Here is a 24,217-nt window from a genome sequence, read left to right as displayed (position 1 = left end):
TTGTTCCCCTGAATGGCGATGTGTTCCCGCGCGGCACGAATCACGATGCCGCATTGCATGCCGGTGCGGGCGCGGCCCCGGCGACCGGGTTCTCGAGACTCACGAACAGCTTTCCGTCAATGGCCCGGACTGGGAATGTCGTCAGGCTCAAGCCACTGGCGCCCGGCATGCAACCGGTGCGAAGGTCGAAGCGCAGACCATGCGCCGGGCAGCTCAGCACGCACCCGTCGAGATGACCGTTTGCGACCGAAGCGCCCTGGTGGGGACACGAGTCGTCAATCGCGTGGATCGTGCCGTCGATGTTAAAAAGGACAACGCCGCGCCCATTGATGAAGGCCAGTTTTCGCTGGCCTGGTCCGATTTCATCGATCGCGCCAACCGGTATCTGATCAGACGAGTTCATGGATCAGCGCCTCCGCCATCGGCCATTCACCAAACCCCGCGGCCGGATTCAGGTGACCGACTTCGCCAAGGTCGACGAGCCGGCTGCCCCAGTCGTTCGCCATCGCCGCCGCGCGCTCGAACTGCGCGAGCGGATCGTTGCGGCTCGCACCGACGATGCTCGGAAACGGCAGCGGTTCGCGTGGAATCGGCAGCCAACCGTTCTGAGCGAGCGCATCGAAGGCCGGATAGCCTGCCGGCAGCGGCGTCTCGAGGTCGGCCGGAGCGGCGAGCAGCGCACCGTGAATCTTGCGGCTATGCTGTTGGGCCCAATGCACCGTGATCATCACGCCAGCGCTGTGCGCAACCAGAATCACGGGACCATCGATCTTCGCGAGTGCGGCATCGAGCGCCGCGACGCGCGCCGCGCAACTGAGTTTGTCGTGCTCGAGCGGCGGCACCGAGACCGCCTTGGGCAGCTTTTGTTCCAGCAGCGTTTGCCAATGCTCCGCGACGTGGTCGCGTAAGCCCGGCACCAGCAGGATGGTCGGTGTTGTATCGAGAGTCATGAAGCGGCCTCCTGGCCCATCAGTACGGCTTGTCACCGACAATTCCGGCGCGCTCCATCTTGCGGTGGCACGGCGGGTAGTCCATCACTGCATAGTGCTGCGTGCTGCGGTTGTCCCAGATCGCGATGCTGTTGGGTTTCCAGCGCCAGCGGACCTGGTACTCGGGGATATAGGCCTGGCTGACGAGATAACGCAGCAGGTCACTCGCGCCCGGATTGGCGTCCTGCCCAAAGCGCACGCGCCCCGGCGTGTGGTAGTTGGTGAAATGGGTGGTAAAGGCGTTCACGAACAACACACGCTCATCGGTCTCCGGGTGGGTGCGCACAACCGGATGTTCCGCGTCAGGAAATTGCGCCTTGAGAGCGAGACGTTTTTCGATCGGCATGGCAGCCCCGAAGCTCGCCTCGATGCTGTGGCGGGCACGCAGGTCCGCGATCTGGACCTTGATGTGGTCCGGCAGGTTCTCGTAGGCGAGGACCATGTTTGCCCACATCGTGTCGCCGCCGACGGGCGGGCACTCCACACAGCGCAGGACAGCGCCGAACTGCGGCGCCTCGCGCCAGGTGGCATCCGAGTGCCACGCGTTTTCATACCGGTCGTTGGGCTGATCCGGGTTCTTGTAGATGCGCACGAGGCCAGGATATTCCGGGTCGCTGCCGGCAACGGGATGGTCCTCCAATTCGCCAAAACGGCGCGCGAACGCAACATGCTCGGCGCGCGAGATGTTCTGATCGCGCAGGAACAGCACCCGATGTTTGAGCAGCGCCGCGCGGATTTCTGCAAACAGGCCGTCGTCGTCGATGGCATCGGCCAGATTCACACCCACCAGTTCGGCACCGATGGCGCACGTCAATTGTTCGACTCGCATGGTGCTCTCCTCAGATGACGAAGACGGACGAGCCGGTCGTCTTGCGCGATTCAAGGTCGCGGTGGGCCTGCGCCGCGTCCTCCAGCGCGTAACGCTGATTGAGTTCGATCTTGATGCGGCCCGCGGCGACATGTCCGAAGAGTTCGCCGGCGAGTGCGTCCTTCTCGGCGGGGTCGGCGATATAGTCCGCCAGCGCGGGGCGCGTCAGGTAGAGCGAACCTTTCATTGCCAGAATCTGTGGATTGAACGGCGGGATCGGCCCGGAGGCTGTGCCGACGCAGACCATCAGGCCACGGCGCCGGAGCGAATCGAGCGATGACTCGAAAGTATCCTTGCCGACACTGTCGAACACGACGTCCACGCCGACGCCGTTGGTCAGTTCGCGCACGCGCTTCGCAACGTCCTCCCGGCTGTAGTAGACGATGTGGTCGCAGCCATGCGCACGGGCCACCTCGCCCTTGGCCTCGTTCGAAACCGTGCCGATCACGTTGAGGCCCAGCAGCTTCGCCCATTGCGACACAATCAGGCCGACACCGCCGGCGGCCGCATGCAGCAGGATGGTGTCGCCCGCCTTGAAATCATGAATGCGGCGCATCAGGTACGACGAGGTCAGGCCTCGCATCGTCATCCCGGCAGCCGTTTCGCAGGAGATCGCAGCCGGCAGCTTGATGAGCGGCGCCGCCGGGACCAGGCGTTCCGTGCTGTAGGCGCCGAGTGTGTTGAGAAAACCGGTATAGGTCACGCGGTCGCCAACCGCGACGTTGGTCACCTCGGAGCCGATTGCCTCGACCACGCCTGCAGCCTCGACACCCATGCCTGCGGGCAGCGGCACGGGGTACAGGCCGGTGCGGAAGTAGGTGTCGGCGAAATTCAGGCCCACTGCCTCGTGGCGCAAGCGAACCTGTCCAGGACCGGGATTGCCCACTTCAACGTTTTCATAGCGCAATACTTCGGGTCCGCCGGTTTCATGGAAACGCACTGCTTTTGCCATATCGATTCTCCTATCCTTTACTTGAACTGCGAATTTATTTGGCGCGTGACGGACCTGCCTGTCCTGCTCTCAGGCGCACTTGTCAGGTCCAGACCTCGCGGGTGACGGTCGGGTCAGCAGCCGGCCTGTTCACGCAGGGCACTCACGCGATCGAGGTCGACGCCGTAATTCCGCTTGCCGATGAAGAAGGCGGCCGCTGCGACGAGCGGTGCGAACGGCACGAATTGCAGCGCGCCGAGCAGCCCGACCCGGTCAGCGACGATACCCGTCAGGATGGCAGCGGGGGCCAGCCCCAGCAGGTTGTTCGCGAGCGTCAGGGTGGCAAATGCCGACGCATGGATCGACGGCGGGGTGAGGTTCGCCACCATTGCACCCGAGGGGCCGGTCGCGCCCGCGCTGAAGAACATGCCGGCGCCAATCACGACGAGCTGTGCCGGACCCGCCGGCATCCGGAAACCGATCGTGAGCAGCACGAAACAGATCAGACAGAAGGCGATGGCCGTGCTCCACTTCCTTTCCCGCCCATGCTTGCTGAGCCGGTCGGTCAGAATCCCGCACACCACCATGCCGAAAGCGGTTGCCAGTACGAACATTGCCGCACTCATGGCGGCCTTGCCGGTGGACATGCCGTAGTAGCGATTCAGGAAGCTGGGCATCCACGCCCATACGGCTGCCGGGACCAGCAGATGGATGCCGCTGCCGACATAGGCGCACACGACCGACTTGGTCGAAAAGAGTCCTTTCATCAGCGCGCGCAAGCTCATGCATACACCGCGGCCCTGCGCTTGCCGGCTCACACTGGCAGGCTGCAGCCGCGCCAGCCGTTTTTCGGTGACGGCAAACCGGTAGAGAACCAGCAGCACGATCCCCAGGGCCGCCATTGCGCCGAACGCCGCGCGCCAGCCCAGGTGAGCGGCGACTGCACCGCCTAGCGCCATGCCCAGCACTGAACCAAACGCCCCGCCAGCCATGAACGCGGCCGTGAGCGTGGAGCGCAGCCGCGCCGGAAAGATACTGAGGACGACGGCGATGCCGACGCTGCCATAGGCGGCCTCACCGATACCGACGAAGGCACGCGCGAGCAGCATCTCGCCATAGTTCGTCGCGAGCGCGCAGCCGAGCGTCGCGAGACTCCACATCGCCGCCATCAGGACGATGCTCTTCACGCGGCCCCAGCGGTCGGCAAGCACCGACAGCGGAAAGGTGAGCACGCCGACCATCAGGGCGACCACACTGCTCAGCGAACCGAGCCGGGTGTCGGAAAGGTTCCATGTGGCCTTGAGCATCGGAAACACCGCATTCAACACCTGCCGCGACATGTAGTCAGAAAGCAGCAAGCCGACCGTCAGCGCGAATACCACCCACGCATACGCGCGCACGTCTTTTTGCGTCGTCGAAACATCGGCCGTCGTCGGCTCGGCATGCGTGAACATGAGTCGTCTCCTTCGTGTCCAGCTCGTTGGCGACCGCCTTTGACCAGTTGGGCAAAGGCGGCCTTTATGGATACCGTGCAACCCTCCCCGGCATACCGGGGAGCCCTACGTTGAAACGCGACATCCGCGAAGCGTCAGCGGCATTCCAACCGCTCACGCCGCGCGCAGCGGCAGATTCTTCACGCCAAGCTTGCGATTCGGCGCCATGCCGTTGGCCGCGAGCGTCTCGTCGACCGTTTCGTACTGCACGCCGATGCGGTAGATGTCGCGCGCCTCCTTGCCGGACGCAATCTCGCGCCCCAGTTCGCGCGCCACCCGCACGCACTGCTCGATCTGCTGCACCGAAGTCATCCGGTTGCCGTGCTGGTCGATGATCGTGTCTTCGATGCCGCAGCGAGGATGCAGGCCCATGGACAACGCCATCATGTTGAACGGCAATACGTTCTTGAGCAACGACTCGGCCGTGAGCGTACAGCCGTCCGGCGCGCGGTGCACGAAGTTGAAAAAGTTGAACGGGTTCGGACCGTCGAAGCCCCCGCCGATCCCGATCCACGTCAGATTGAGCGGCCCCTTGTAGGCGCCTTTGCGCACCAGTCGATCGAGTGTCTCGAGCGCATGGATGCCCGTGAGCTGGAAGTGCGGCTGGATGCCCGAGGCCTGCAGGCGGCGCAGGTGCTCCTCGACCCATGCCGGGCCGGCCGGAACCGTCATTTCGCTATAAGCGGCCATGAGCGCGGGATTGGACAAGGAGGTGCCTTCCAGGTACGCCGGATAGAGCAACTCCATGATGTTCATCTGCGTGGTGTTGATCGCCACCGTCACCTGATCCGGCCTCGGATCGAGATCGGCCAGCATGTGACGCGTATCGTCGGACAGCCACTTCGCGGCCTGGCCGTCGTCTTCCGGCGCGAACGAGATCGAACCGCCCACCTGGATGATCATGTCCGGCACGGCCGCGCGCACGCCCGCGATGAGTTCGTTGAATTTCGACAGGCGCTTGGAGCCCTTGCCATCCAGTTCGCGCACGTGCAGGTGCAGGACGGTCGCGCCGGCGTTGTAGCAATCGACGGCCTTCTGGATCTGCTCCTCCATCGTCACCGGAATGTCTTCCGGAAAGTCTTCGGGCATCCATTCCGGGCCGTAGGGAGCAGTCGTGATGACAACCTTGTCCTGGTTCTCGGGGTGCAGCGAATCGTCGAGGAATTGCATCGTGTTCTCCAATAAGGGGACGGTGTTCCGACGCTCGCGGCACGGCTGGCCGCATCAAAACTGGTCGGAACATGATGAACCGTTGAGATCGCACGATACGGCAATCCTGCGTTACACTTTTGTGATTGGGCGCCATCCTTTTAGGATTTCATGCCACTGCGCGTTAACACCAGTATGGGCGCGCAGCAGGCATTTCATGACCAGACACAGCGGCGCAGCCTGCGAGATGGGCGCGGAGACACAGCAATGGAAACGATGTTGCGCTCGGTGGCCATGAGCGGCTATTTCGATGTGACGCGGCGGGCCGGACTGAACCCCGTCGAGCTTGCACAGCAGGTCGGCATCGATACCGCTGCGCTTGCGAATCCGGACGATCGCATTCCGGCAGCCGCCGCGTGCCGACTGCTGGAACTGACGGCTGAAAAGGCGTCATGCCCGACTTTCGCGCTGCAGATGGCCGAGACCCGGCAGAAGTTCGGTACCGGAGTGGTCAATGTCCTGCTCGCGCACAAGCGCACGCTGCGCGAGGTATTGCTGGCCACGGCAGAGTACCGGCATCTGTTGAACGAAGCGCTTGCTGTGTACGTCGAGGACGTGGGCGAAACGGTTACCATCCGCGAAGAACTGGTCGTCGAGCCGGGCATCCCAACGAATCAGGCGATCGAACTCGCGGTCGGTGTTCTCTGGCGCCACTCGAGCGCCCTGCTTGGCGATCACTGGAAACCGCGCGCAGTCCATTTTGTTCATCAGGGGCCGAAGGACCTGACGTTTCATCGCCGGTTCTTCGGCTGTCCGTTGGAGTTCGGTAGCGATTTCAATGGCTTTGTGTGTGCGGCCGCCGATCTCGACTACCCGAATCCCGCCGCTGACCCGGAGCTGGTGCGATATGCCGAGAGCCTCGCGGATTCACTCAATGTGACGGGTGTCGATTCGACCGCGCTGGAAGTACGCAAGGCGATCTACTTGTTGCTGCCCATCGAACAGGCCACCGTCGAACGGGTTGCCCGCCATCTACGTCTGAGCGTTCGCACCATGCAACGCCAACTTGAACTGGCGCACACCAGCTTCTCGCGTCTGGTCGAGGAAGTCAGAGGCGAACTCGCCGTGCGCTACATGAGCAACCCACGCTACCCCATCGGGCGGGTCGCCGCACTGCTAGGCTATTCGCAGCAGGGTTCCTTCACGAACTGGTTTAATTCACGCTTTGGCGTGACGCCGCGTGACTGGCGCAACAGTCATCTGAAATGATCGCGTTGCGCGAAACACCTCGCAATGCGCATGCGCCCTTTCAGGACGTCCACCATACCTGGTTCGGATCGAACACCGGGAAGGCCGAACTTTCGGGCGCGTTACCGAGAGCGAGCCAACTTGGCGCGAGATCGGAGCGAATCATCACGCAATCGATCTCCAGAAGACAGGGGAAATGTCCCGAATTGTTCGGAACGAAAGCACTAAGCGAAAATCCGCAACGTTCGTACTCCGTGATGGCCTCGCGAAAATCGACCGAGGTCTCGTAAAGCTTCGCGATCGCCAACTCGCTTTGCATCCCAACGAACTCTCGCATGATGCCCGCTGAGGCCTGCACGATCTTGACATCGAAACCTTGCGTGTCCATTTTCAGAAACGGGCGTTCGAATCCGTACTCGGCGCGCAAGCGCCGTAGCGTGGTTTCCAGGCGCTCTGTCTTTACCGTAATGGTCTCCGCGACCGAATTCACATGGCGGAACAGTTCGACATCGTCATTCTTCGGCGCGCTCAGTGAGCTGAACTGACTTGCACGCATCACATTGAACTCTGCCTCACCGTCCGACTCCGAAATGGCTAGCTCAATTACGGTCCACTTGTCATCGCCCTCAGCGCGTTCCCGCGCGATACGGGCATCGTGCGGATTGGGTTCGAATGAAAAAATATAGCCTTTATAACCCGCCTTCTTTCTCAGCATTCCGGCGTATTCGCCCTGGCTGGCCCCGATATCGAAAACGCAATCGACATCGAGGTAGGCCAGTAGTTTTGTCAGTTGAATATGCTCCCACGTCGCATAGAGCTTTCGCTTGTCAATCACGGTGGCGTTTTTGACCATATCGAAGGACTTCTTTGGCAATCGGGCAACTCGTTGAAGCATGGACATGACAACTCCTCCTGTTCGCGCGTTGAGTGCGGTCGGAATCCTGTTGCATCTGCGGCCACGTGTAGCGAGACTTGTGGAAATACGATTGCTGCCGGTCCATATACGGCCTGCAAGGATCGAGGCGATCCGGGTTCTTCAATGGAGAATAAGGCGGTTCGTGGCATGGGCTCCGACGATGATGCTCAACAGAATAGCAGTCAGAAAGCGTGACAGCGAGTAGTCCGCAAAGCGCGTACATCCTTGTAAATTGACGAGATTTCCTCTGAAGAATTAGACACTCGCAATCAACCATAACGAGCACGCATGCATGCTCGTTATGGTGCGAGTGAGGCGTCCTTTTCGAGCTACAGGTCAAACCCGAGTTGCGCGCTGCCAAGCGGTGTCAGATCGTCAACCGTCGCGCGTCCGGTGAAATCCACTTCGAAATGATCGGCCGGGAAATCAGGCGGGCTTTCACCTTTGAGAAAGCTCGGCAACTGACGCTTCAGATAAGCGTCGTTCTTGGCGCATGCGGGCGCCGAGGCGATATACATGACATTGCTGTAACCCATGCCCTTATGTTCGTCTTCGACCGCGTGGATAACGTCGCTGTGCCAGAACACCGTGTCGCCCGCTTCCATTTTGGGAATCGACGACAGCGCCTCGAACAACGGCGCATGAAATTCCGGCTTGATGGACAGCGCCCGCCCAGGCATCGCACAGCATAGGTCGTCCTCGGCAACATCGTCCTGTAGCGCGCGTAGCAGGATGTACGCCATCGAGTTGGCAATCGGTACGAGTTGCAGCGTGCCGTCGCCCGGACCTTGCGGCGTCAGGGCGGTCCAGCCCTGGAACGTGCGAAACATCGAACATACGGCGGGCGACGCGATCTCTTCCACGTCAGGTCGGAACGCCGCGTCGAACGGATCGTAGTCTCGCCAGTTCCCCGCGAACACATGGCGATACACCTGGCGGAAATTGCTTTCGATCCAGCGCTCGACCGAGCCGCCATCGCAATGCGCCGACAAGCCGAGCGACGCGGAACCCGGTGGCCTGCGGCGCAATCGGTCGGCATAAGCCGGCACGCGCTCCGGATCGAAGTGCACGCGGCCCTCGCTCTCGTTGCGCCACAACCGGTTCAGGAATACACGTGCCTCGGTCAATGCAGCCGACTGACGGGCCAGCACTTGCGGCTTCGACCAGTACACGCCATAGATCTGCGGCTTGCTGGACGCCAGTTGTCCAAAGTACTTGTCTTCGGCGCGGTTTTCCAGGTGCTTGTCGAGGTTATTGCGATCGACATAGTGGGCAATATCCTCGTCCCAGCCCTGCACCAGCGCACGAGGGAATACCTTCCGGATCACGCATGCACCGCGCGCCTTGACGAGCGCAATCTGGTCCGCGGTGACGCGTTGTTCGGTGATGTCGGAAAACTGGATCTCGGGAATGACATCCTCACCTCGATCGCGTTGCGCGGCGATTCGCTGCGCCTCGGCGCCGATCGATTCTTCGACTTCGGCGAAGACCTCCCGGTAGTTCGGCAACGCTGCGCGCAACGTTCTTTTCGCTTGCCGGATCGCGCTCGGCAGGTCCTCGATTTTCAACGCCATGACTGTCTCCCTATCGATTGGATATGGGCGAGGATATGATGTGAACGCACTCCATGGTGATACTATTCAGCCAATTAATTTGCGTTTCCGGCCATGAAACCAGCCTATGAACACGTCGAGTTCGGCAAGGACTGTTCGCTCCGGGTTTACCATCGGCGGCTTCCGCGTATTCCGTTCGAGTGGCATCACCATCCCGAGTATGAGCTCACGCTGACAATGAACAGCCATGGCAAGCGCTACATCGGCGACTCGGTCAACGCATATGAAGCCGAGGATCTGGTCCTCGTGCCGCCGGATCTTCCCCACACCTGGGCATCGAATCGTTCGATCGACCCAGCTTCGCCACAGGTCGCCATCGTTATCTGGTTCGACGGCGATTGGGCGCGGCGTATGGCGGATCGCTGCCCCGAATACGAACCGCTGCGCAAGCTGTTACGCAGGGCCGCGTGTGGCTTGGCGTTCGAGCCGCCTGCTGGCGAATCGATGCGCGAGCGTCTGACGCAATTACTCTCGAACGAGGCACGCGAGCGCCTGAGCGCCGCCCTCGATATATTGTGCATGCTCGCCGACGCACCGGGCCAACCGCTCGCCTCGCCCGGTGCTTTCAATCATCCTGCCACGGGGCCGTCCGGCCACGAACCCGAACGGATCAACCGGGTTCTTTCGATGATCGATGCGCGCTTTGCCGAACCGCTGCGCATCTCGGAACTCTGCGCGGCTGCGAGCCTGTCGGAACGCACACTGACGCGTTACTTCGTTCAGCATATCGGTGAAAGCGTCGGCCGTTATATCGCCCGGGTTCGCATCGGGCACGCATGCCGGATGCTGTCTGATACCACTCTGCCGGTCGCCGTCATCGCGACCCGTTCGGGCTTCGCGAACATCGCCAATTTCAATCGGCAGTTCAGGGCCGCCAAACAAACCACGCCGGCTGAATATCGACGGCTGTTCACATCGGCGGGCGCGGCGGATCAGGAAGTAGATGCGCGCCTGAAAGAACGATCGCCATCGCTTCAAAGGCATCGGACATTGGCGGGTCAGCGAGACGACGGAGAGACCGGCTAACCGTGCCGCGCGCTTCAGGAATTTGCGGCGCTGGCGGACCGGCAGTACGCCAGGACGAATTGCCCGGACGTACTTATGTTCGAGACTCAGGTTGTTCGCGAAGGCTGACGCGGTTCACTCTGACGCGAAGCAGATTCTGGAAGCGAAAGCGCGGCAACTGGTGGGCGGCTTACCAGTGCCTCAGGTTGCCGCCGCTCAGAATCCGCAAGCCGTTAGCGCTTGTATCCATCGGTTAGCGTCGCAAGAAATGCAGCCACGTCGTCGATATCCTGCTCCGACCACACGGGACGCTCGCCCGCTTTACGCGTAAGCGGCTCATCGGTCGTATCGACATTCACCCGCAGCGCAACCGGCAGGTCGTTGAATTTATCGACCTTGCCGTGCGCGTCTTTCGGATACCACTTCGCCGGATTGGTGTCGCGCTGCACGTAAAAGCGCAGTGCGTCCTTCAGCGTATGAAAGCGGCCGTTGTGGAAGAACACCTGGCGCGTCGCCGTATTACGCAGCGACACCGACTTGAAGAGTCCGCAGTTGCTTTTGTCGCCCGACTGATCCGTGCGCAACGGCCCACACAACCCCATATCGAAGTACTTCGGGTCGGCGTTCGCACGCAACTCAGGATTGCGCGGCACACCGAGCGCCTGGAAGTTGAAGTCGGTGAAAAGCGGATGCGAGCCGTCGACGCCTATCTGGTCGATGTGGCAGGAGGCGCAATTGCCGCCCGTCGGACTGTCGAACAGTTTCTTGCCTCTCAACTCCTGCGCCGTCAGTTGCACTTTGCCGTCGAGGTAGTAATCGAACTTGCTGGTGTAGGGGTGGAAGCTCGGATCTTCGAGCTCGAAACGCTCGATCGCGGCCATCGCCTGGGCGAACGCTTTCGTGCGGTCCACGAAAATGTTCTGGCCAAACACTTCCCTGAAGCGGGCGGCATAGGGCGCCCGCTCCAGTTTCGCGAGGACGGCTGCCGGGTCCCGGTTGGCCATCTCATTGGGATTGAACAGCGGAAAGCTCGCCTGATCGTGCAACTGGTTAAAGCGCCCGTCCCAGCCGAAGCCGCCAACCGGTGCGTTGTCCGTCTCGCTCAGCCGCTCGGACAGGCTGGCCGCCTGCGCATGACTCCACATCGGCGTGCGGTTCAGCACGTAGCGCAAGCTCGGCACGGCGCGCGTGCCTTGCCGGTGCATGTCGGGGCCGCCGAACTGCGCGGCCAGCCCGTTAGGCGGGCCGTACGCGTGCGACGGGCTATGGCAGCTCGCGCACGACATCTTGCCCGAGCCCGACAACGACGCATCGAAGAACATCAGCTTGCCGAGCGCCGCGGCGTCGCTGTAGACGGGCTGTGCGTCGTTGGGCGTCGCGCACGCTGCTATCGGTAGCAGTGCAGCGCCCGCCAGTACAGCGCGCGCTGCGAATCGCGTTGCGGAGACCATCATCGGCTTAGAGGTTCGTGAAGATGTCGTTGCCGAATCCGACCAGGCCCGCCTGCCCTGCATAGCCCAGATAACCCAGCTGGAAGATGTCTTCAATGCTCTTGAGCATCGAGTAGTGGTTGTACTGCACCGTCGACACCGTCCCCGGCTTGATGAACCTCGAAATCATCACCGCGCCGGTCTGGTCGCCGCCAAAGCTCTGCTTGGTCAGGTTGATCGTCAAGCCCTTGTACGTCAGCGACGAAGTCTGCGGGAACGCCGGCAGATTCGGGCCGGGCTGCTGGCTACAGCAGGTTGTCCCCGCAAAGGTCAGTTGCGTTTGGCCCGCCGAAGGCTGGGTCACGGACGCGTAGCTGCTTTCGTCGAAGTTGATGATCAGCAGGCCGTCCTTCTGGAATGCCGGCGAGGCGGTAATAATCGGCACCCACTTCTGCAGGAACGTGTTCGCGCTCGTCAGGCCGCCCGGCTGGCCGTTCACGCACGGCGAATCGTGACCGTCGTCGCACAGGTTCGGCGTGATCAGGTTGAAGTTGGCGGTGGTCGAGATCGACTGCAGGTCGGTGGTGAGCCTGTTCAGATTCACGACGTTCTGGCCGCAATCGGGCGAATCGATGATTGAGTGGAAGTACATGAACGGGTTGTGACGCGTCGCGTACTGGTCGCCCTGCGGTACCACTGCACTCGGTGCTTCTCCAATCTGCGTGAGGTCGGTCGTGTTGAGCGTCGGATGACCGCACGTAGCGGCTTCGCGCGTCGGGTCGTTACCCATGTCGTCTTCATAGCCCTTCCAGGTGTAGCCGGCGGCCTTCAACTGGTCCGGCAATGTCTTGATGCTGGCCGGATACACGCAGCCCGAGCCGATCGCCTGACCATCGGGCGTCATGCCGGTCAGTGTGAAATCCTGATAGATCGGGCAATCATTATCCGTTTCCGGCGTCGGCGCCTGACCGCTGATCATCGAGATGTAGTTGTCGAGGCTCACGTGCCCGGTGCCGTAGTACTGCTGCACCAACGCGCCTTGCGATGCCAGCGTCTGCGACAGATACGGCGCCTTGCTGCTGGCGCCGAACGTGGTCGCGTAGTTTTCGTTTTCGAGCGTGATGACGAAGACGTGGCGAATCTGCTGCTGCCCGGTCTGTGCGATCGATGAAGACGATGAGCCGCATGCGGCAACGATAACGCCAATTAAGGCGGCAGAAATGGCAGCGAAAAGTGTGCGCATCCACGTGCGTTTTGACATTCCTTTCCCTTTCAATTGTGTTTTACCAACCTGATTGGTTCGATACACCTTTCTATTATTTTGTATACCGAACTAAATCAGATTGAATCGATGAACCCGCGATCACCCATCACGGCCCATTTGCAAAAAGAACCGGCGTATCCTGCGATCGGGACAGCCGTTTTTGTGCATGGCGAGGCTAACATGGCAGGTTTAACCGCACGTAGTCCATCTCGACTAGGGAGAAACGACGACTGCAGCTCCGCGGCCCACACCGTCGGCGCAGCGACAACGGCATGGCCAGCAGTTCAATCGGACCGTTCGTTGTGAATACAGCAGAGCAGATCTATCAAGCGGTGCGGGACTTCAATCATGGAGTGGACGCTTCGGGCACATGAGGGCCGCGAGCGACGGACGCGCATAACGGCTCATCAGGCCGCAGGGATCGGGCCGCCAGGATCGCGCTGTGGGCGATAGCAAAGAGGCGCCGTGCGCCGATTCCATGCACGAAGAAGTCAGCCGGTTTTACGCAGAATCGCTTCGACGCTGGCACCGATCGCAAGCAGACGCCGGTCGCCCATGTGCCGCCCCATCAACATCAGGCCAACCGGTGCCTTGCCTGCCTCATGGCAAGGCACGGATAACGCGCATAGATCGAGCATGTTGGCAATTGCCGGATTGCGCAGCAGCAGCCGATTTGTCGACGTATAGACACTTTCATCAGCCAGATCCGCAATCCGTGGGGCAACGATCGGCACAGTCGGACACACCACCGCGTCGAACGGCTGCAACTCGCCGTCAGCCTGCCGGCATAACAGCGCACGGCGCGCCTTGGTACACTGGTACTCCGCCGTACTTTGCTGGCTGCCGAAACGGATGCGGGACAAAACCCGCGGGTCATACCGATCCGCCTGCCTCGCGATCAGATCGACGTGCCATGCCCACGCCTCCGCCGCCACCAGGCCGCCGTGTTGCCCCAAGGCGGCAAGCGCGTTCCAGCTCCCGAATTCCACGTTCCGCACCAGATCCGGTCGATTTGCTAATCACGGACCGTGCACCTGCACCAGCGCCTATGCGGATATTCGCTCAAGCAATCTCGAGGCCAGTTGGGGAGACTCGGACGAGCAGTGACGCGGATGACATCTTCATCGACATGGCAGCGCGCGGTGGAGACCGTCATGGTGTTGGGGAAGGCGACGCTCGATTATCACATCCACCGATTCGACATCGTCGAACTTGGCCGGTATCGCGAGCGGGACATTGAGCGATTGCGCAAGCAAGCCGCTCAATTCACCTCGGGCACCGAACTCTGCTCGTTCGCCTCGCGGACCTGACGCGACCGCCGTATGCGTTCCCGGCCATGATCCAGGTGGCTTCGGATCAAGCTCTCAGTGAGATTCGAATCACCAGCGGCAATTGCCTCGATGATCGCTTCGTGCTCGTGAGCAGACTGCTCGATCGCTTCTTCGTCAAGCGTCAGGGCTGTTTGCCGGAACAGGCTGAGTTCGCGTACGAGACCCCGGTACGTATCGAGCAATTTCTCGTTGCCGACCGCCGCAGCCATCGTGTCATGAAACTGCAGGTTCAGGTGGCCGTAAGTCTGCGCGTCGTGACTGTTCTGCGCGCGTTTCATCGACTCGACAATCTGGCGCAGCGAGTTCAGATGTTCGGCCGAGATACCATTGGCCAGCAATCGGCCAATGTGTTCGTCCAACATGGCGCGGACCTGATAGATCTCTTCCGCTTCCTTAAGGGACAACATCTTCACCGATACGCCGTGATTCTTTTCCGTGCGCAGCAATCCCGCCTGTTCGAGCGCGCGAAAAGCTTCCCGCACCGGACCGCGCGAGACGCCCAGCCGAGTGGCCAGTTGTGCCTCGTTCAGCTTGTCACCCGGAGCGAGTTCGCCACGCAGAATCAGGCGTTCGAGCTCGTCCTGCACAAGCGTTGTCAGCGAGTGCTTTTTAAGCAACTGGATTGTACCGATCGATGGCGCGTCACTCATGGCGGACAGAGCAGAATTAATGTCCAACATTAGCAGACTGAATCGTCAACTGTCAACAAAATGACGGCTTGGTAAGGCATTTGAAGAGCGCCGCAGGAACGTCTGGAGACAGGGTCGTGCCGGCAGCGGCATAGGCGTCAGTGTAAAGATCAATTGCGGCGCGGCGCATCCGCAAGCTCTCTTTGGTCGCTTCGCGCTGATTTTGCGGGCTACTGCCTGGTCTCGCTCTTCGACGAATAGCGCTGAGCCCATTGCGCAAGGATTTTGGCGCGGTTGTTTGCCGCCCACGTGAAGTCGTTTTTGACCAGCAGGCTGGCGTAATTCGCCGGCACATTCGGCAGCGGTTTGGCCGTCCCAGGCACTGCCGTGATCGCATAGCTTCTCGCGTACAGCGAGTTCGCTTCCCGGCTCGACGCAAAGTCGGCAAGCTTTTTCGCCGCGTCCAGCTTCGTCGTGTTCTTCATGATCGCGAACGCCTCCAGATCCCAACCCAGCCCCTCCTTCGGGAACACAAGATCAATCGGTGCGCCCTGCGCCTTCAGGGTAGCCGCGCGGTATTCGAACGAGATTCCGATTGGATACTCACCTGATGCAGCCATCGTGCACGGCGCGGAACCCGAATGGTTGTACTGCGCGATGTTCTTGTCGAGCGCATCCATGAATTGCCAGCCGCCCTGCTCGCCGAACAGTTGCAACCATGCGGTCACGTCGAAATATCCCGTCCCCGAGGAGGCAGGGTCCGCCATCACGATCTTGCCCTTGTAGACCGGTTTCGTCAGGTCCTGCCAGCTCTGCGGCTTAGGCAAATGCTGCTCCGCGGCAGCCGCGGTGTTGAAGCAGATCGTCGCGCCCCATACGTCCATGCCAAACCAGTTCGGCGGCGATTTAGGGTCGCGGTACGCAGCGCTCATGGCAGGCAGATTCTTCGGCGCATACGGCAACAACATGCCGTCGCTTTCGAACTTCGCGATGCTGGTCGCGGCGAGACCCCAGATCGCATCGGCCTGGGGGTTGTTCTTTTCGGCAAGAACCTTGGCTGTGATCACGCCAGTCGAGTCACGTACCCATTTGATCTCGATGTCCGGGTTGGCTTGCTCGAATGCGTCCGCGTACGGCTTGAGTTGCTCGTCCTCGAGCGCTGTATAGACCAGCAGCGTGGTCTTGGCGACCACCGTAGCCGTGCTGCCGACCAGCAGCGCTATCGCGGCAGTCGTCATTAGCGCGATCGTACGGACACGGTGCAAAGGGCGCGCGCTGCGCTGAGCGGTGACTGTTTGCTTGAACATTTCTTACTCCCGGTATGAGGATTTTTCACAAAGACCTCACCGTCGCCGGCGTATCAATGCGCTGACGTGATGAGATTGCCGCTGACAACAGTGGCTTGTCCGCCTTTCAAACCAGAACGCTAACGAAAATGCCACCAACACCCGGGTGAGCCGCGCGGGCGACGCAACCGTCTTCGTGCTCTTACGCGACGATCTTGTGGGGTGAAATCTGCTTCACGCCCATTTCCGCGAGTGTTTTCTCGATCGCCCTTACTGCGCTGCGCATGACATCGCGGTCGACGTCACCAATACATCCGACACGAAACGTATCGACTTCAGTCAGGTTTCCCTGGTAAAGGATGAAGCCCTTGGCCCTGACCTTTTCGTAGAACGTGCGGAACTCGTAAGCCGGATCCTCCGGCGCGTGAAAGGTCGCATTCACGTTTCGTCTCCGTACTGTTAGTAGATCTGATAGATGTCACGCCTTGTCGGACTTGCCCGCCGCTTGCGCGAGACGGCTGAGCGCGACATCGAAGAACCAGGGTTTGGCGCCGGCGTCCTCCGCGCTTTCCTTGCGGCGAATCGCGTCGCGTACGACAAGTGAACCCACGTAGCGAATCGGTTCCGGCGGGAACACGCCGCGCGGCCCACGAACGAGCGGTGAACGCGTCCACGCATTGTCGAGACCGAGTACGAGCGAAGACAGGATCTCCCCGCCCATATAGCTCGGTCCGACGCCGTTGCCTGAATAGCCGAAGCCGTAGAACACGTCATGCCGTTCGTCGAGCCGGCCAAAGAACGGCAAGCCGGTGGCCGACCGATCTGACGGCCCGTTCCAGCTTGCGGCGATCGGCACCGACGCGAGTTCAGGAAAAAACCCGCTCAGATCGCGCGCGAGCGCCGCCCGATACGGCGAGGGTTGATCGAATACCGGCAGCACGCGGCCGCCATACGCAAACGTATTGCCGCCCTTGCCGAGCATCAGCCTGCCATCGGGTGTAGTGCGGTAGTAGTAGACAAAGGTCCGTGAATCCAGCACCGATAGACCGCTCCTGAATCCCAGACGCTCCAGAATTTCAGGTGCGCGTTCGGTGATGATCATGTCGCTCGATACGAGCGCAATGCTGCGCTCGAACTGCGGGAAGGTTTTTGCCATCCACGCGTTGATCGCCAACACGACGCGCTTTGCGCGCACCTCTCCGTACGTCGTGCGGACCAGCGGACCCGGCACATAACTCAGCGATTCGAAGGCGGTCTTCTCGTACAGGCGAACGCCCATCTCCAAGGCGACGCGCCGCAATCCGCGCACGAGCAAGGCGGGCTGCACCGTCGCGGCGACAGGCGAGAAATCACCCGCGAGGTGCCGCTTCGACCCTGCGCGCCGGCGGACTTCTTCGACGTCGAGGCTGACGAATGAGCCGATGCCGCGTTCATCCAACGCGGCTTTGACGGCCTCGGCGCTGCCGATCTGAGCGGCGCTCGTCGCGGTGTATAACGTGCCGTCGACGCGAATCTGCGCATCGATTCGATGCTCGCGGCAGAAGGCCGTGATCTTATCGACCGTCTGGCGAGAAGCCTCTACGAGCCGTAGTGCCTCACTTTCGCCGAACAGTCGGCGCAGTGTGAGAAAACGGGTTTCCCAGGTCAACAAGCAACCGCCGTTACGGCCACTCGCACCCGCACCGCAAATATCCGCTTCGATCAGCACGACATCCAGATGCGGATTGGCGCGCTTTAATTGCAGCGCTGTCCAAAGACCGGTAAAGCCGCCGCCGACGATACACACATCGGCGTTTACTGCGCCCTGCAAAGCCGGCGCGTCAGACGCTTCGCCGCGCAGTGCCTGTTCAAGCCAGAAAGGTCTCATCGTTATTTCCTGTTTGCTCTGCCAGGGTGTGTTATCGGTTGCGCGACGTATAGCGCCAGCGCTGCGTGCGTGCCAACAGGAAGCGATTCACTAACGCATAGAGCACACACACGAGGGTCGAGGTCACCACAATCAGCGTTGCCATCGCCGCGGCTGGCCCGATCTGTCCGGCTTCATCGAGATTCAGGATCGCCACCGACGCCGGTTGCGTACCCGGGGAGTAAAGGAAGGCAACCGCCGAGATCGTCGTCATGCCGTTAATGAAGAAATAGCGGCTAATTTCCAGAATGGCCGGCAAACATACCGGCACGGTGACGCGGAAAAACGTGACATAGAACGGCACTTTCAGCGACGCGGATACCGCCTCGAACTCGTTGTCGATCTGTTTGAGCGCGGTAATGGCGGTCAGATGGCTCGACGAGTAGTAGTGAATGATCGTGACGATGGCAAGCAGCGGCAGCGACCCGTAGAGAAAATTAAGCGGATTGGCCGGATGATTGAAGAAGAAGATATAACCAATCCCGAGTACCAGACCCGGCACACCCATCGGCAATACCGCGCACAGATTGATGACTGGGCGCAGCCAATCCATGCCGCGCGTTTTCTCGACCAGATAGGCCCCGCCAAACACCAGCATAGTCCCCGCTGTCGCGACCAGCGCCGCCATTTCCAGGCTGTTTTTGTACGCGCCGATGATGCCCGCGCCGATGAGCCCCATCCGGTAATGACTCAGCCCGAGCGTCAGGTTGTACGGCCAGAAGTGGACAAACGAGCCATAAATCGAAATCCCGACAATCGCCATCATCAGAAAACACACGACACTGCAGTACGCCAGCATCGCCAGGTCGAAACCGCGCGACCTCTTAGGTTCATATGGCACCGAGCGCGCGCCAAGCAGCGAACGCTGTTTGCGCCTGACGAAAAAGTCGGTAGCAAAGCTAAGGAGTGCCGGCAACAGCAGCAGGATGCTCACCACCGCGCTGGTATTGAAATCCTGCAGACCGACGATGAGCTTGTACACGTCGGTGGACAGCACGTTGTATGAGCCCCCGATCACGATCGGTACGCCGAAGTCGTTCACGCAGATGGTGAACACCACCATGGTCGCGCTGATCAGCCCATACTTCGCGCCGGGCAGCGTGATCGTGAAGAACTTGCGCAAACGGCTCGTACCCATCGCGTCTGCGGCTTCATACAGGCGGGCGTCCGTCAATGACAGCGCAGTAATCAGGATCATCAGCACGTGCGGCATTGCCGCGTACACCAGACTGGCGATGATTCCCGGTGCGCCATAGATGCTGTGACCGGCTGTCCAGCGCCGCAACAAACCCGCGTTGCCGAACCAGTAAATAAACGACACCGCCGACAACAGCGTCGGTGCGAGAAGCGGAATCAGGGCGATGTTGCGTACGAGTCCCTTGAGCGGCATGCAACTGCGCGTCAGGGCGTACGCGAAAGTGAAGGCGAGCGGAATCGTAATCGCCGTCACCGAGACCGCAATAAACAGCGAATGTCCGACCGAATTCCACAGTGCCGGGGTCCGGAAATACGACGTGAAATTGGCGAGACCGACGAAGCGCCCATCGCGATCCTCGACGCATCGCATGATGACCATTGTGAGCGGCGCAAGCAGGGCCAGCAGCAGAAAACATCCCATCAGCAGCATGCCGGCATGGCCGATGCGATCCTGCCAGTGAGTACGTTGCCGTACTTCGGCAAGCATCGCGTCTTTTCCCGGTTCGGTGAGTGTCGTACTCATTGCACCCTCCGCTGGTCTTCACCGAAGATCCGCACGCGGTTGCCGAGGACAGCGAGATTAAGCACCGAGCCTTCCTGCAGGTCGAATTCAGTCATATCGTGATACGACAGATCGGCCAGTACTTCGGTCCCGGGCATGCCGTCCACCTGAACGCTGACCCGGCAGAATGCTCCCAGAAATTCCAGCTTCCCGATACGGCCACTCAGCGTGTTGCCGGCTTTCGTGTCGACGCCCCGCACGACGAGATCCTCCGGACGCAGGAACAGCGACACTCGCGAACCGCCCTTGAGCGACTCGCTCACCTTCACGCAGTTCAGGCCGACGTCACCCACCTGGATCGCGCCGTTCGCACTCACGGTGGCCGGCAGAATGTTGGCCTTGCCGACAAAGTCGGCAACGAACGGCGTTGCGGGCTCGCGATAAATCTCGGTCGGTGTGCCGATTTGCTCGATCATGCCGTGATTCATCACCACGATGCGGTCGGCCATCGAAAGCGCCTCCTCCTGATCGTGCGTCACCATGATCGTCGTCACCCCGAGACGCTGTTGCAGCTGGCGGATCTCCTGACGCAAACGAACCCGCACCCGCGCATCGAGCGCGGACAAGGGTTCGTCGAGCAACAACAGACCGGGCGAAGTAGCCAGCGCCCGCGCGAGAGCGATGCGCTGCTGCTGGCCGCCGGACAGTTGACCGGGATGTTTTGGGCCGCTATCGGGCAGACCGACGAGCGCGAGCAGTTCGGCCACACGCTCGCGGATCACCGCTTTGCGCACTTTCCGGTTCGTCAGACCGTAGGCGACGTTCTCGTTGACCGTGAGATTCGGAAACAGCGCGTACGACTGAAACACGATGCCGTAATCGCGCAGCATGGGCGGCAGCATCGAAATGTCCTTGCCGGCCTGCGCGATGGTGCCCGCGCTTTGCGTCTCCAGACCCGCGACGATTCGCAGCAAGGTGGTCTTGCCGCAACCCGAAGGGCCCAGAAAACAGACCATTTCCCCCTTGAAGATTGTCAGATTGACATCCTTCAGAACCGGGGTCGAACCGAACTGCTTGTGAATCCCTTCGATGCGCAGGTAATCCGACATCGTCATCCTCCTGGAAATTACTCTTCCGCCGCCGTGCTCTGGCCCTTGCAGGTCTTAGCCGACAACGCCCGCACTTCCTTGATTTCACGGCGACTACGGCTTCGCGGTCGCGCGGTCTCCTCCCGAACCCATGGCTATCAGGCAAGAACACTCATCCGCTCGACCGACACGGCCGCCTTCTGACCCCATACGTCGATGCCCGCGAAATTTCGCCCGGCTGAGGGCTCGCGGGCCATCTACCCGTAGAGTGTATTTTGCCATCTGCATGTTGTTGACAATCTACGATTCACGAAGTTTAATGTCAAGCATGCAAAAACACTTTTCGATGCGTCCCGTGGAAACCCCTAATTCAGACCGCTCACAGCGAAACCCGGCGCATCGGAATACCGCTCTCAACCCTCACCTGATCGCTCAAAGGAAAACCTCATGAACACGAACACTCGAACGCTCAACGTAAATGGGCGTGACTACCGGTGGATGGACCAGCCTCTCGTCGTGGTCTGTGTGGACGGTTGCGAATACGACTATTTGACGGAGGCGGCTCGCGCCGGGGTCGCTCCGTTTCTGGCCCGGATTCTGGAAAATGGCGCCGCGCTCAAAGGCGACTGTGTCGTACCGAGCTTCACGAACCCGAACAACCTGTCGATCGTGACGGGCGTGCCCCCCTCCGTACACGGCATCAGCGGCAACTACTTCTTCGATCGCGAGAGCGGCGCCGAAGTGTTGATGAACGACCCGAAGTACCTGCGTGCACCGACGGTATTGGCCGCGTTCGCCGACGCGGGTGCAAAGGTCGCGGTCGTTACCGCGAAGGACAAACTGCGCCGCCTGCTTGGCAACAAACTGAACGGTATTTGCTTCTCGTCCGAGAAAGCCGATGAAGTTACCCAGGCCGAAAACGGCATCACGGGTGTGGTGGAGCTGGTGGGCAAGCCGGTGCCGGACGTGTACAGCGCCGACCTGTCCGAGTTCGTGTTCGCGGCCGGCGTGCGCCTCCTCGAGACCCGCCCCATCGACCTGATGTACCTGTCGACCACCGACTACGTGCAGCACAAGTGCGCACCGGGCAGCACCGGGGCCAACGCGTTCTACGAAATGATGGACCCCTACTTGCAACGCATGGCCGAGCTCGGGGCCACCGTCGCGATTACGGCGGACCACGGCATGAACGACAAGCATGACGCGGCCGGCAAGCCGAATGTGATCTATCTGCAGGACGAACTGGACGCATGGCTCGGTGCCGGCGTGGCACGCGTGATCCTGCCGATTACCGATCCGTATGTGGTGCACCACGGAGCCCTGGGCTCGTTTGCCACGATCTACCTGCCGGCTTCGGTCGATCAGGCTCGAGTACTGGCCAAACTGCGCGAGCGCACAGGCATCGAACTGGCGCTCACTGGCGCGGAAGGCTGCGAGCGCTTCGAGCTGCCGCGTGATCGACTCGGCGACATCATCGTGGTTTCCGGGCGGCATGTCGTGCTCGGCACCAGCGAATCGCGCCACGACCTGTCGGGTCTCAATGCCCCGCTGCGCTCGCACGGCGGCCTCTCCGAACAGACAGTGCCGCTGCTTTTCAGCCGCCCGGTGACACAGGCCGTGTCTCAGAGAAAGCGTCTGCGCAATTTCGACATCCTCGACCTCGCGCTCAACCACCTTCAATAGTCGTCAATAACCTTCTTGCACATCAGGAGACAGCATGAATGCCATCGTGGAATCGCGGCCATCTTTGCCGGTCCGTCATGAAGCCCTTCGAATCTGCGGAGAACAGATCCGGCGCGAACAGGTCATCGAGGTTCTGAATCCGTACAACGGCGAGCTGGTCGGCACCGTGCCCAAGGCTACGCTCGCCGACGTGAAGCGCGCCTTCGCGTACGCCCACGCTTACCGCGCCAGACTCACCCGCTACGAGCGCTCGCAGATCCTGCGGCGTGCCGCCGAGATCGTGCGGGAGCGCACCGAAGAGATTTCCGCGCTGATCACCGCCGAGGCCGGTCTGTGCCGGAAGGACTCCCTGTACGAAGCGGGCCGCGTCAGCGACGTGCTGATCTTCGGCGCAAACGAGGCGCTCAAGGACGACGGCCAGGTGTTTTCCTGCGATCTGACGCCCCATGGCAAGAAACGGCGCGTCTATACGTTGCGCGATCCTCTGCTGGGCGTGATTTCCGCCATCACGCCGTTTAACCACCCGATGAACCAGGTCGCGCACAAGATCGTGCCGTCCATCGCGACGAACAACCGGATCGTGGTCAAGCCGTCGGAAAAGGTGCCGCTGTCCACCTATCTGCTCGCCGACATCCTGTACACCGCCGGCCTGCCTCAGGAAATGCTGCAGGTTCTCACCGGCGACCCCAAAGAGATTGCCGACGAACTGATCACCAACGAGCACGTGGATCTGATCACCTTCACCGGAGGCGTGCCAATCGGCAAATACATCGCCGAGAAAATGGGCTACCGGCGTGCAGTGCTCGAACTTGGCGGCAACGACCCGATTATCGTCATGGAGGACGCCGATCTCGACGAGGCCAGCACGCTCGCCGTGTCGGGCTCGTACAAGAACTCCGGCCAGCGCTGCACGGCGGTCAAGCGGATGCTGGTGCATGAAGCGGTGGCCGACCGCTTTGTCGAGTTGCTGGTGGAAAAGACCCGCGCGGTGCGCTATGGCGACCCGGCAGACCCGGCCACCGATATGGGCACCGTCATCGACGAGGCCGCAGCAAAGTTCTTCGAAGCGCAGGTCAACGACGCGGTGAGCCGCGGCGCGAAACTGCTGTACGGCAACATTCGCAAAGGCGCGCTCTACTCGCCGACCGTCGTGGACCACGTGACGCCCGATATGCCGCTCGTCAAATACGAAACCTTCGGACCGGTGTCGCCGGTGATCCGGTTCCGCGACATCGACGACGCGATCCGGATTTCGAATTCGACCGACTATGGACTGTCGTCCTCGGTCTGCACGAATCGGATGGACTACATCACGCGCTTCATCGCCGAACTCGAAGTCGGCAGTGTCAATGTGCGTGAAGTACCCGGTTATCGGCTTGAACTCACGCCGTTCGGCGGCATCAAGGACTCGGGTCTGGGTTACAAGGAAGGGGTGCAGGAAGCGATGAAGAGTTTCACTCACGTGAAGACATACTCGCTGCCCTGGAGTTGAGCATCGATTTTTCCCGGTGTCTCCGGCGAACGCCGCGAACATCGGGAAGAATGATTCCGACATGTTCTCCTCCATTCGCGCACGCATCTTCGTCTGAGCGTCGCGATCGTTATGGCCGCGCCGGCGTCGGCGCACTCGCTCAATTCAAGCTTGACCAAGGTGCTTGCTCTAGCGCGCATGAACGGCCACTGCTATGG

General features: G+C 60.9%; 21 protein-coding genes. 4 read left to right on the top strand and 17 right to left on the bottom strand.

The window, feature by feature from the left end:
- Positions 1-40 precede the first annotated feature (40 nt).
- From AC57B6_RS25555 to AC57B6_RS25530, 6 genes are all read right to left on the bottom strand, one after another.
- Positions 41-403, bottom strand: coding sequence for a Rieske (2Fe-2S) protein (locus AC57B6_RS25555; RefSeq protein ID WP_496422345.1), 363 nt, complete (start codon positions 401-403; stop codon positions 41-43).
- Complete coding sequence (locus tag AC57B6_RS25550; protein WP_028194071.1) at positions 390-950, bottom strand: RBBP9/YdeN family alpha/beta hydrolase; 561 nt, start codon at positions 948-950, stop codon at positions 390-392. Before AC57B6_RS25550 ends, AC57B6_RS25555 begins: the two co-directional genes overlap by 14 nt.
- A 19-nt stretch (positions 951-969) precedes the next feature.
- Complete coding sequence (locus tag AC57B6_RS25545; protein ID WP_216752174.1) at positions 970-1,818, bottom strand: TauD/TfdA dioxygenase family protein; 849 nt, start codon at positions 1,816-1,818, stop codon at positions 970-972.
- Between the two features lie 10 nt (positions 1,819-1,828).
- A complete protein-coding gene (locus tag AC57B6_RS25540) occupies positions 1,829-2,809 on the bottom strand; it encodes a quinone oxidoreductase family protein (RefSeq protein WP_028194073.1) in 981 nt (326 codons plus the stop codon).
- A gap of 113 nt (positions 2,810-2,922) precedes the next feature.
- A complete protein-coding gene (locus tag AC57B6_RS25535; protein WP_106353042.1) occupies positions 2,923-4,242 on the bottom strand; it encodes an MFS transporter in 1,320 nt (439 codons plus the stop codon).
- A gap of 153 nt (positions 4,243-4,395) precedes the next feature.
- Positions 4,396-5,451: a beta-keto acid cleavage family enzyme gene (locus AC57B6_RS25530; RefSeq protein ID WP_252889823.1), complete on the bottom strand. Its 1,056-nt coding sequence runs from the start codon at positions 5,449-5,451 to the stop codon at positions 4,396-4,398.
- A gap of 246 nt (positions 5,452-5,697) precedes the next feature.
- Between AC57B6_RS25530 and AC57B6_RS25525 the strand changes: the two genes are divergently transcribed.
- Positions 5,698-6,699 carry an AraC family transcriptional regulator gene (locus AC57B6_RS25525; RefSeq protein WP_030099077.1) on the top strand — a complete coding sequence of 334 codons (1,002 nt, stop codon included), beginning with the start codon at positions 5,698-5,700 and terminating at the stop codon, positions 6,697-6,699.
- Between the two features lie 40 nt (positions 6,700-6,739).
- On the opposite strand, the gene AC57B6_RS25520 is transcribed toward AC57B6_RS25525, so the two are convergent.
- Complete coding sequence (locus AC57B6_RS25520) at positions 6,740-7,579, bottom strand: FkbM family methyltransferase (protein ID WP_454807907.1); 840 nt, start codon at positions 7,577-7,579, stop codon at positions 6,740-6,742.
- Between the two features lie 344 nt (positions 7,580-7,923).
- Positions 7,924-9,168 (bottom strand): DUF1479 domain-containing protein, encoded by a 1,245-nt coding sequence (locus tag AC57B6_RS25515; protein ID WP_496422344.1) that lies wholly within the window; start codon positions 9,166-9,168, stop codon positions 7,924-7,926.
- A gap of 93 nt (positions 9,169-9,261) precedes the next feature.
- Between AC57B6_RS25515 and AC57B6_RS25510 the strand changes: the two genes are divergently transcribed.
- Positions 9,262-10,233 carry a helix-turn-helix domain-containing protein gene (locus AC57B6_RS25510; RefSeq protein ID WP_496422343.1) on the top strand — a complete coding sequence of 324 codons (972 nt, stop codon included), beginning with the start codon at positions 9,262-9,264 and terminating at the stop codon, positions 10,231-10,233.
- A gap of 212 nt (positions 10,234-10,445) precedes the next feature.
- Here AC57B6_RS25510 and AC57B6_RS25505 read toward each other — a convergent pair whose 3' ends face one another.
- The 9 genes from AC57B6_RS25505 to AC57B6_RS25465 all read right to left on the bottom strand — a co-directional run bounded on the left by AC57B6_RS25505 (position 10,446) and on the right by AC57B6_RS25465 (position 20,866).
- Positions 10,446-11,666 carry a cytochrome-c peroxidase gene (locus AC57B6_RS25505; RefSeq protein ID WP_496422342.1) on the bottom strand — a complete coding sequence of 407 codons (1,221 nt, stop codon included), beginning with the start codon at positions 11,664-11,666 and terminating at the stop codon, positions 10,446-10,448.
- A gap of 4 nt (positions 11,667-11,670) precedes the next feature.
- A complete protein-coding gene (locus AC57B6_RS25500; RefSeq protein WP_496422341.1) occupies positions 11,671-12,903 on the bottom strand; it encodes an alkaline phosphatase family protein in 1,233 nt (410 codons plus the stop codon).
- A gap of 494 nt (positions 12,904-13,397) precedes the next feature.
- The gene (locus tag AC57B6_RS25495; RefSeq protein ID WP_496422340.1) at positions 13,398-13,895 is read right to left on the bottom strand and encodes an amidase family protein; all 498 of its coding nucleotides are present in this window, start codon (positions 13,893-13,895) and stop codon (positions 13,398-13,400) included.
- A 272-nt stretch (positions 13,896-14,167) separates the two neighbouring features.
- The gene (locus AC57B6_RS25490; RefSeq protein WP_028194081.1) at positions 14,168-14,887 is read right to left on the bottom strand and encodes a phosphonate utilization associated transcriptional regulator; all 720 of its coding nucleotides are present in this window, start codon (positions 14,885-14,887) and stop codon (positions 14,168-14,170) included.
- A gap of 209 nt (positions 14,888-15,096) precedes the next feature.
- Positions 15,097-16,104, bottom strand: coding sequence for a putative 2-aminoethylphosphonate ABC transporter substrate-binding protein (locus AC57B6_RS25485; protein WP_496422447.1), 1,008 nt, complete (start codon positions 16,102-16,104; stop codon positions 15,097-15,099).
- 250 nt (positions 16,105-16,354) lie between these two features.
- A complete protein-coding gene (locus AC57B6_RS25480; RefSeq protein ID WP_406868827.1) occupies positions 16,355-16,594 on the bottom strand; it encodes a hypothetical protein in 240 nt (79 codons plus the stop codon).
- 36 nt (positions 16,595-16,630) lie between these two features.
- Entirely contained in the window at positions 16,631-18,019 is a 1,389-nt protein-coding gene (locus AC57B6_RS25475) for an FAD-dependent oxidoreductase (protein ID WP_496422339.1), read from the bottom strand.
- A 31-nt stretch (positions 18,020-18,050) separates the two neighbouring features.
- Positions 18,051-19,778 carry a putative 2-aminoethylphosphonate ABC transporter permease subunit gene (locus tag AC57B6_RS25470; protein WP_496422338.1) on the bottom strand — a complete coding sequence of 576 codons (1,728 nt, stop codon included), beginning with the start codon at positions 19,776-19,778 and terminating at the stop codon, positions 18,051-18,053.
- Entirely contained in the window at positions 19,775-20,866 is a 1,092-nt protein-coding gene (locus AC57B6_RS25465; RefSeq protein ID WP_496422337.1) for a putative 2-aminoethylphosphonate ABC transporter ATP-binding protein, read from the bottom strand. Before AC57B6_RS25465 ends, AC57B6_RS25470 begins: the two co-directional genes overlap by 4 nt.
- Before the next feature lie 426 nt (positions 20,867-21,292).
- On the opposite strand from AC57B6_RS25465, the gene phnA reads away from it, so the two are divergent.
- Both phnA and phnY read left to right on the top strand, forming a co-directional pair.
- A complete protein-coding gene (gene phnA / locus AC57B6_RS25460) occupies positions 21,293-22,528 on the top strand; it encodes a phosphonoacetate hydrolase (protein ID WP_028194087.1) in 1,236 nt (411 codons plus the stop codon).
- Positions 22,529-22,562: 34 nt separating this feature from the next.
- Positions 22,563-24,020: a phosphonoacetaldehyde dehydrogenase gene (gene phnY / locus AC57B6_RS25455; RefSeq protein ID WP_028194088.1), complete on the top strand. Its 1,458-nt coding sequence runs from the start codon at positions 22,563-22,565 to the stop codon at positions 24,018-24,020.
- The last annotated feature ends 197 nt before the right edge of the window (positions 24,021-24,217 follow it).

It is taken from the genome of Paraburkholderia sp. BGA-UO-ETr-F12, assembly GCF_059567945.1.
This window is presented reverse-complemented; position numbering and strand designations above follow the sequence as displayed.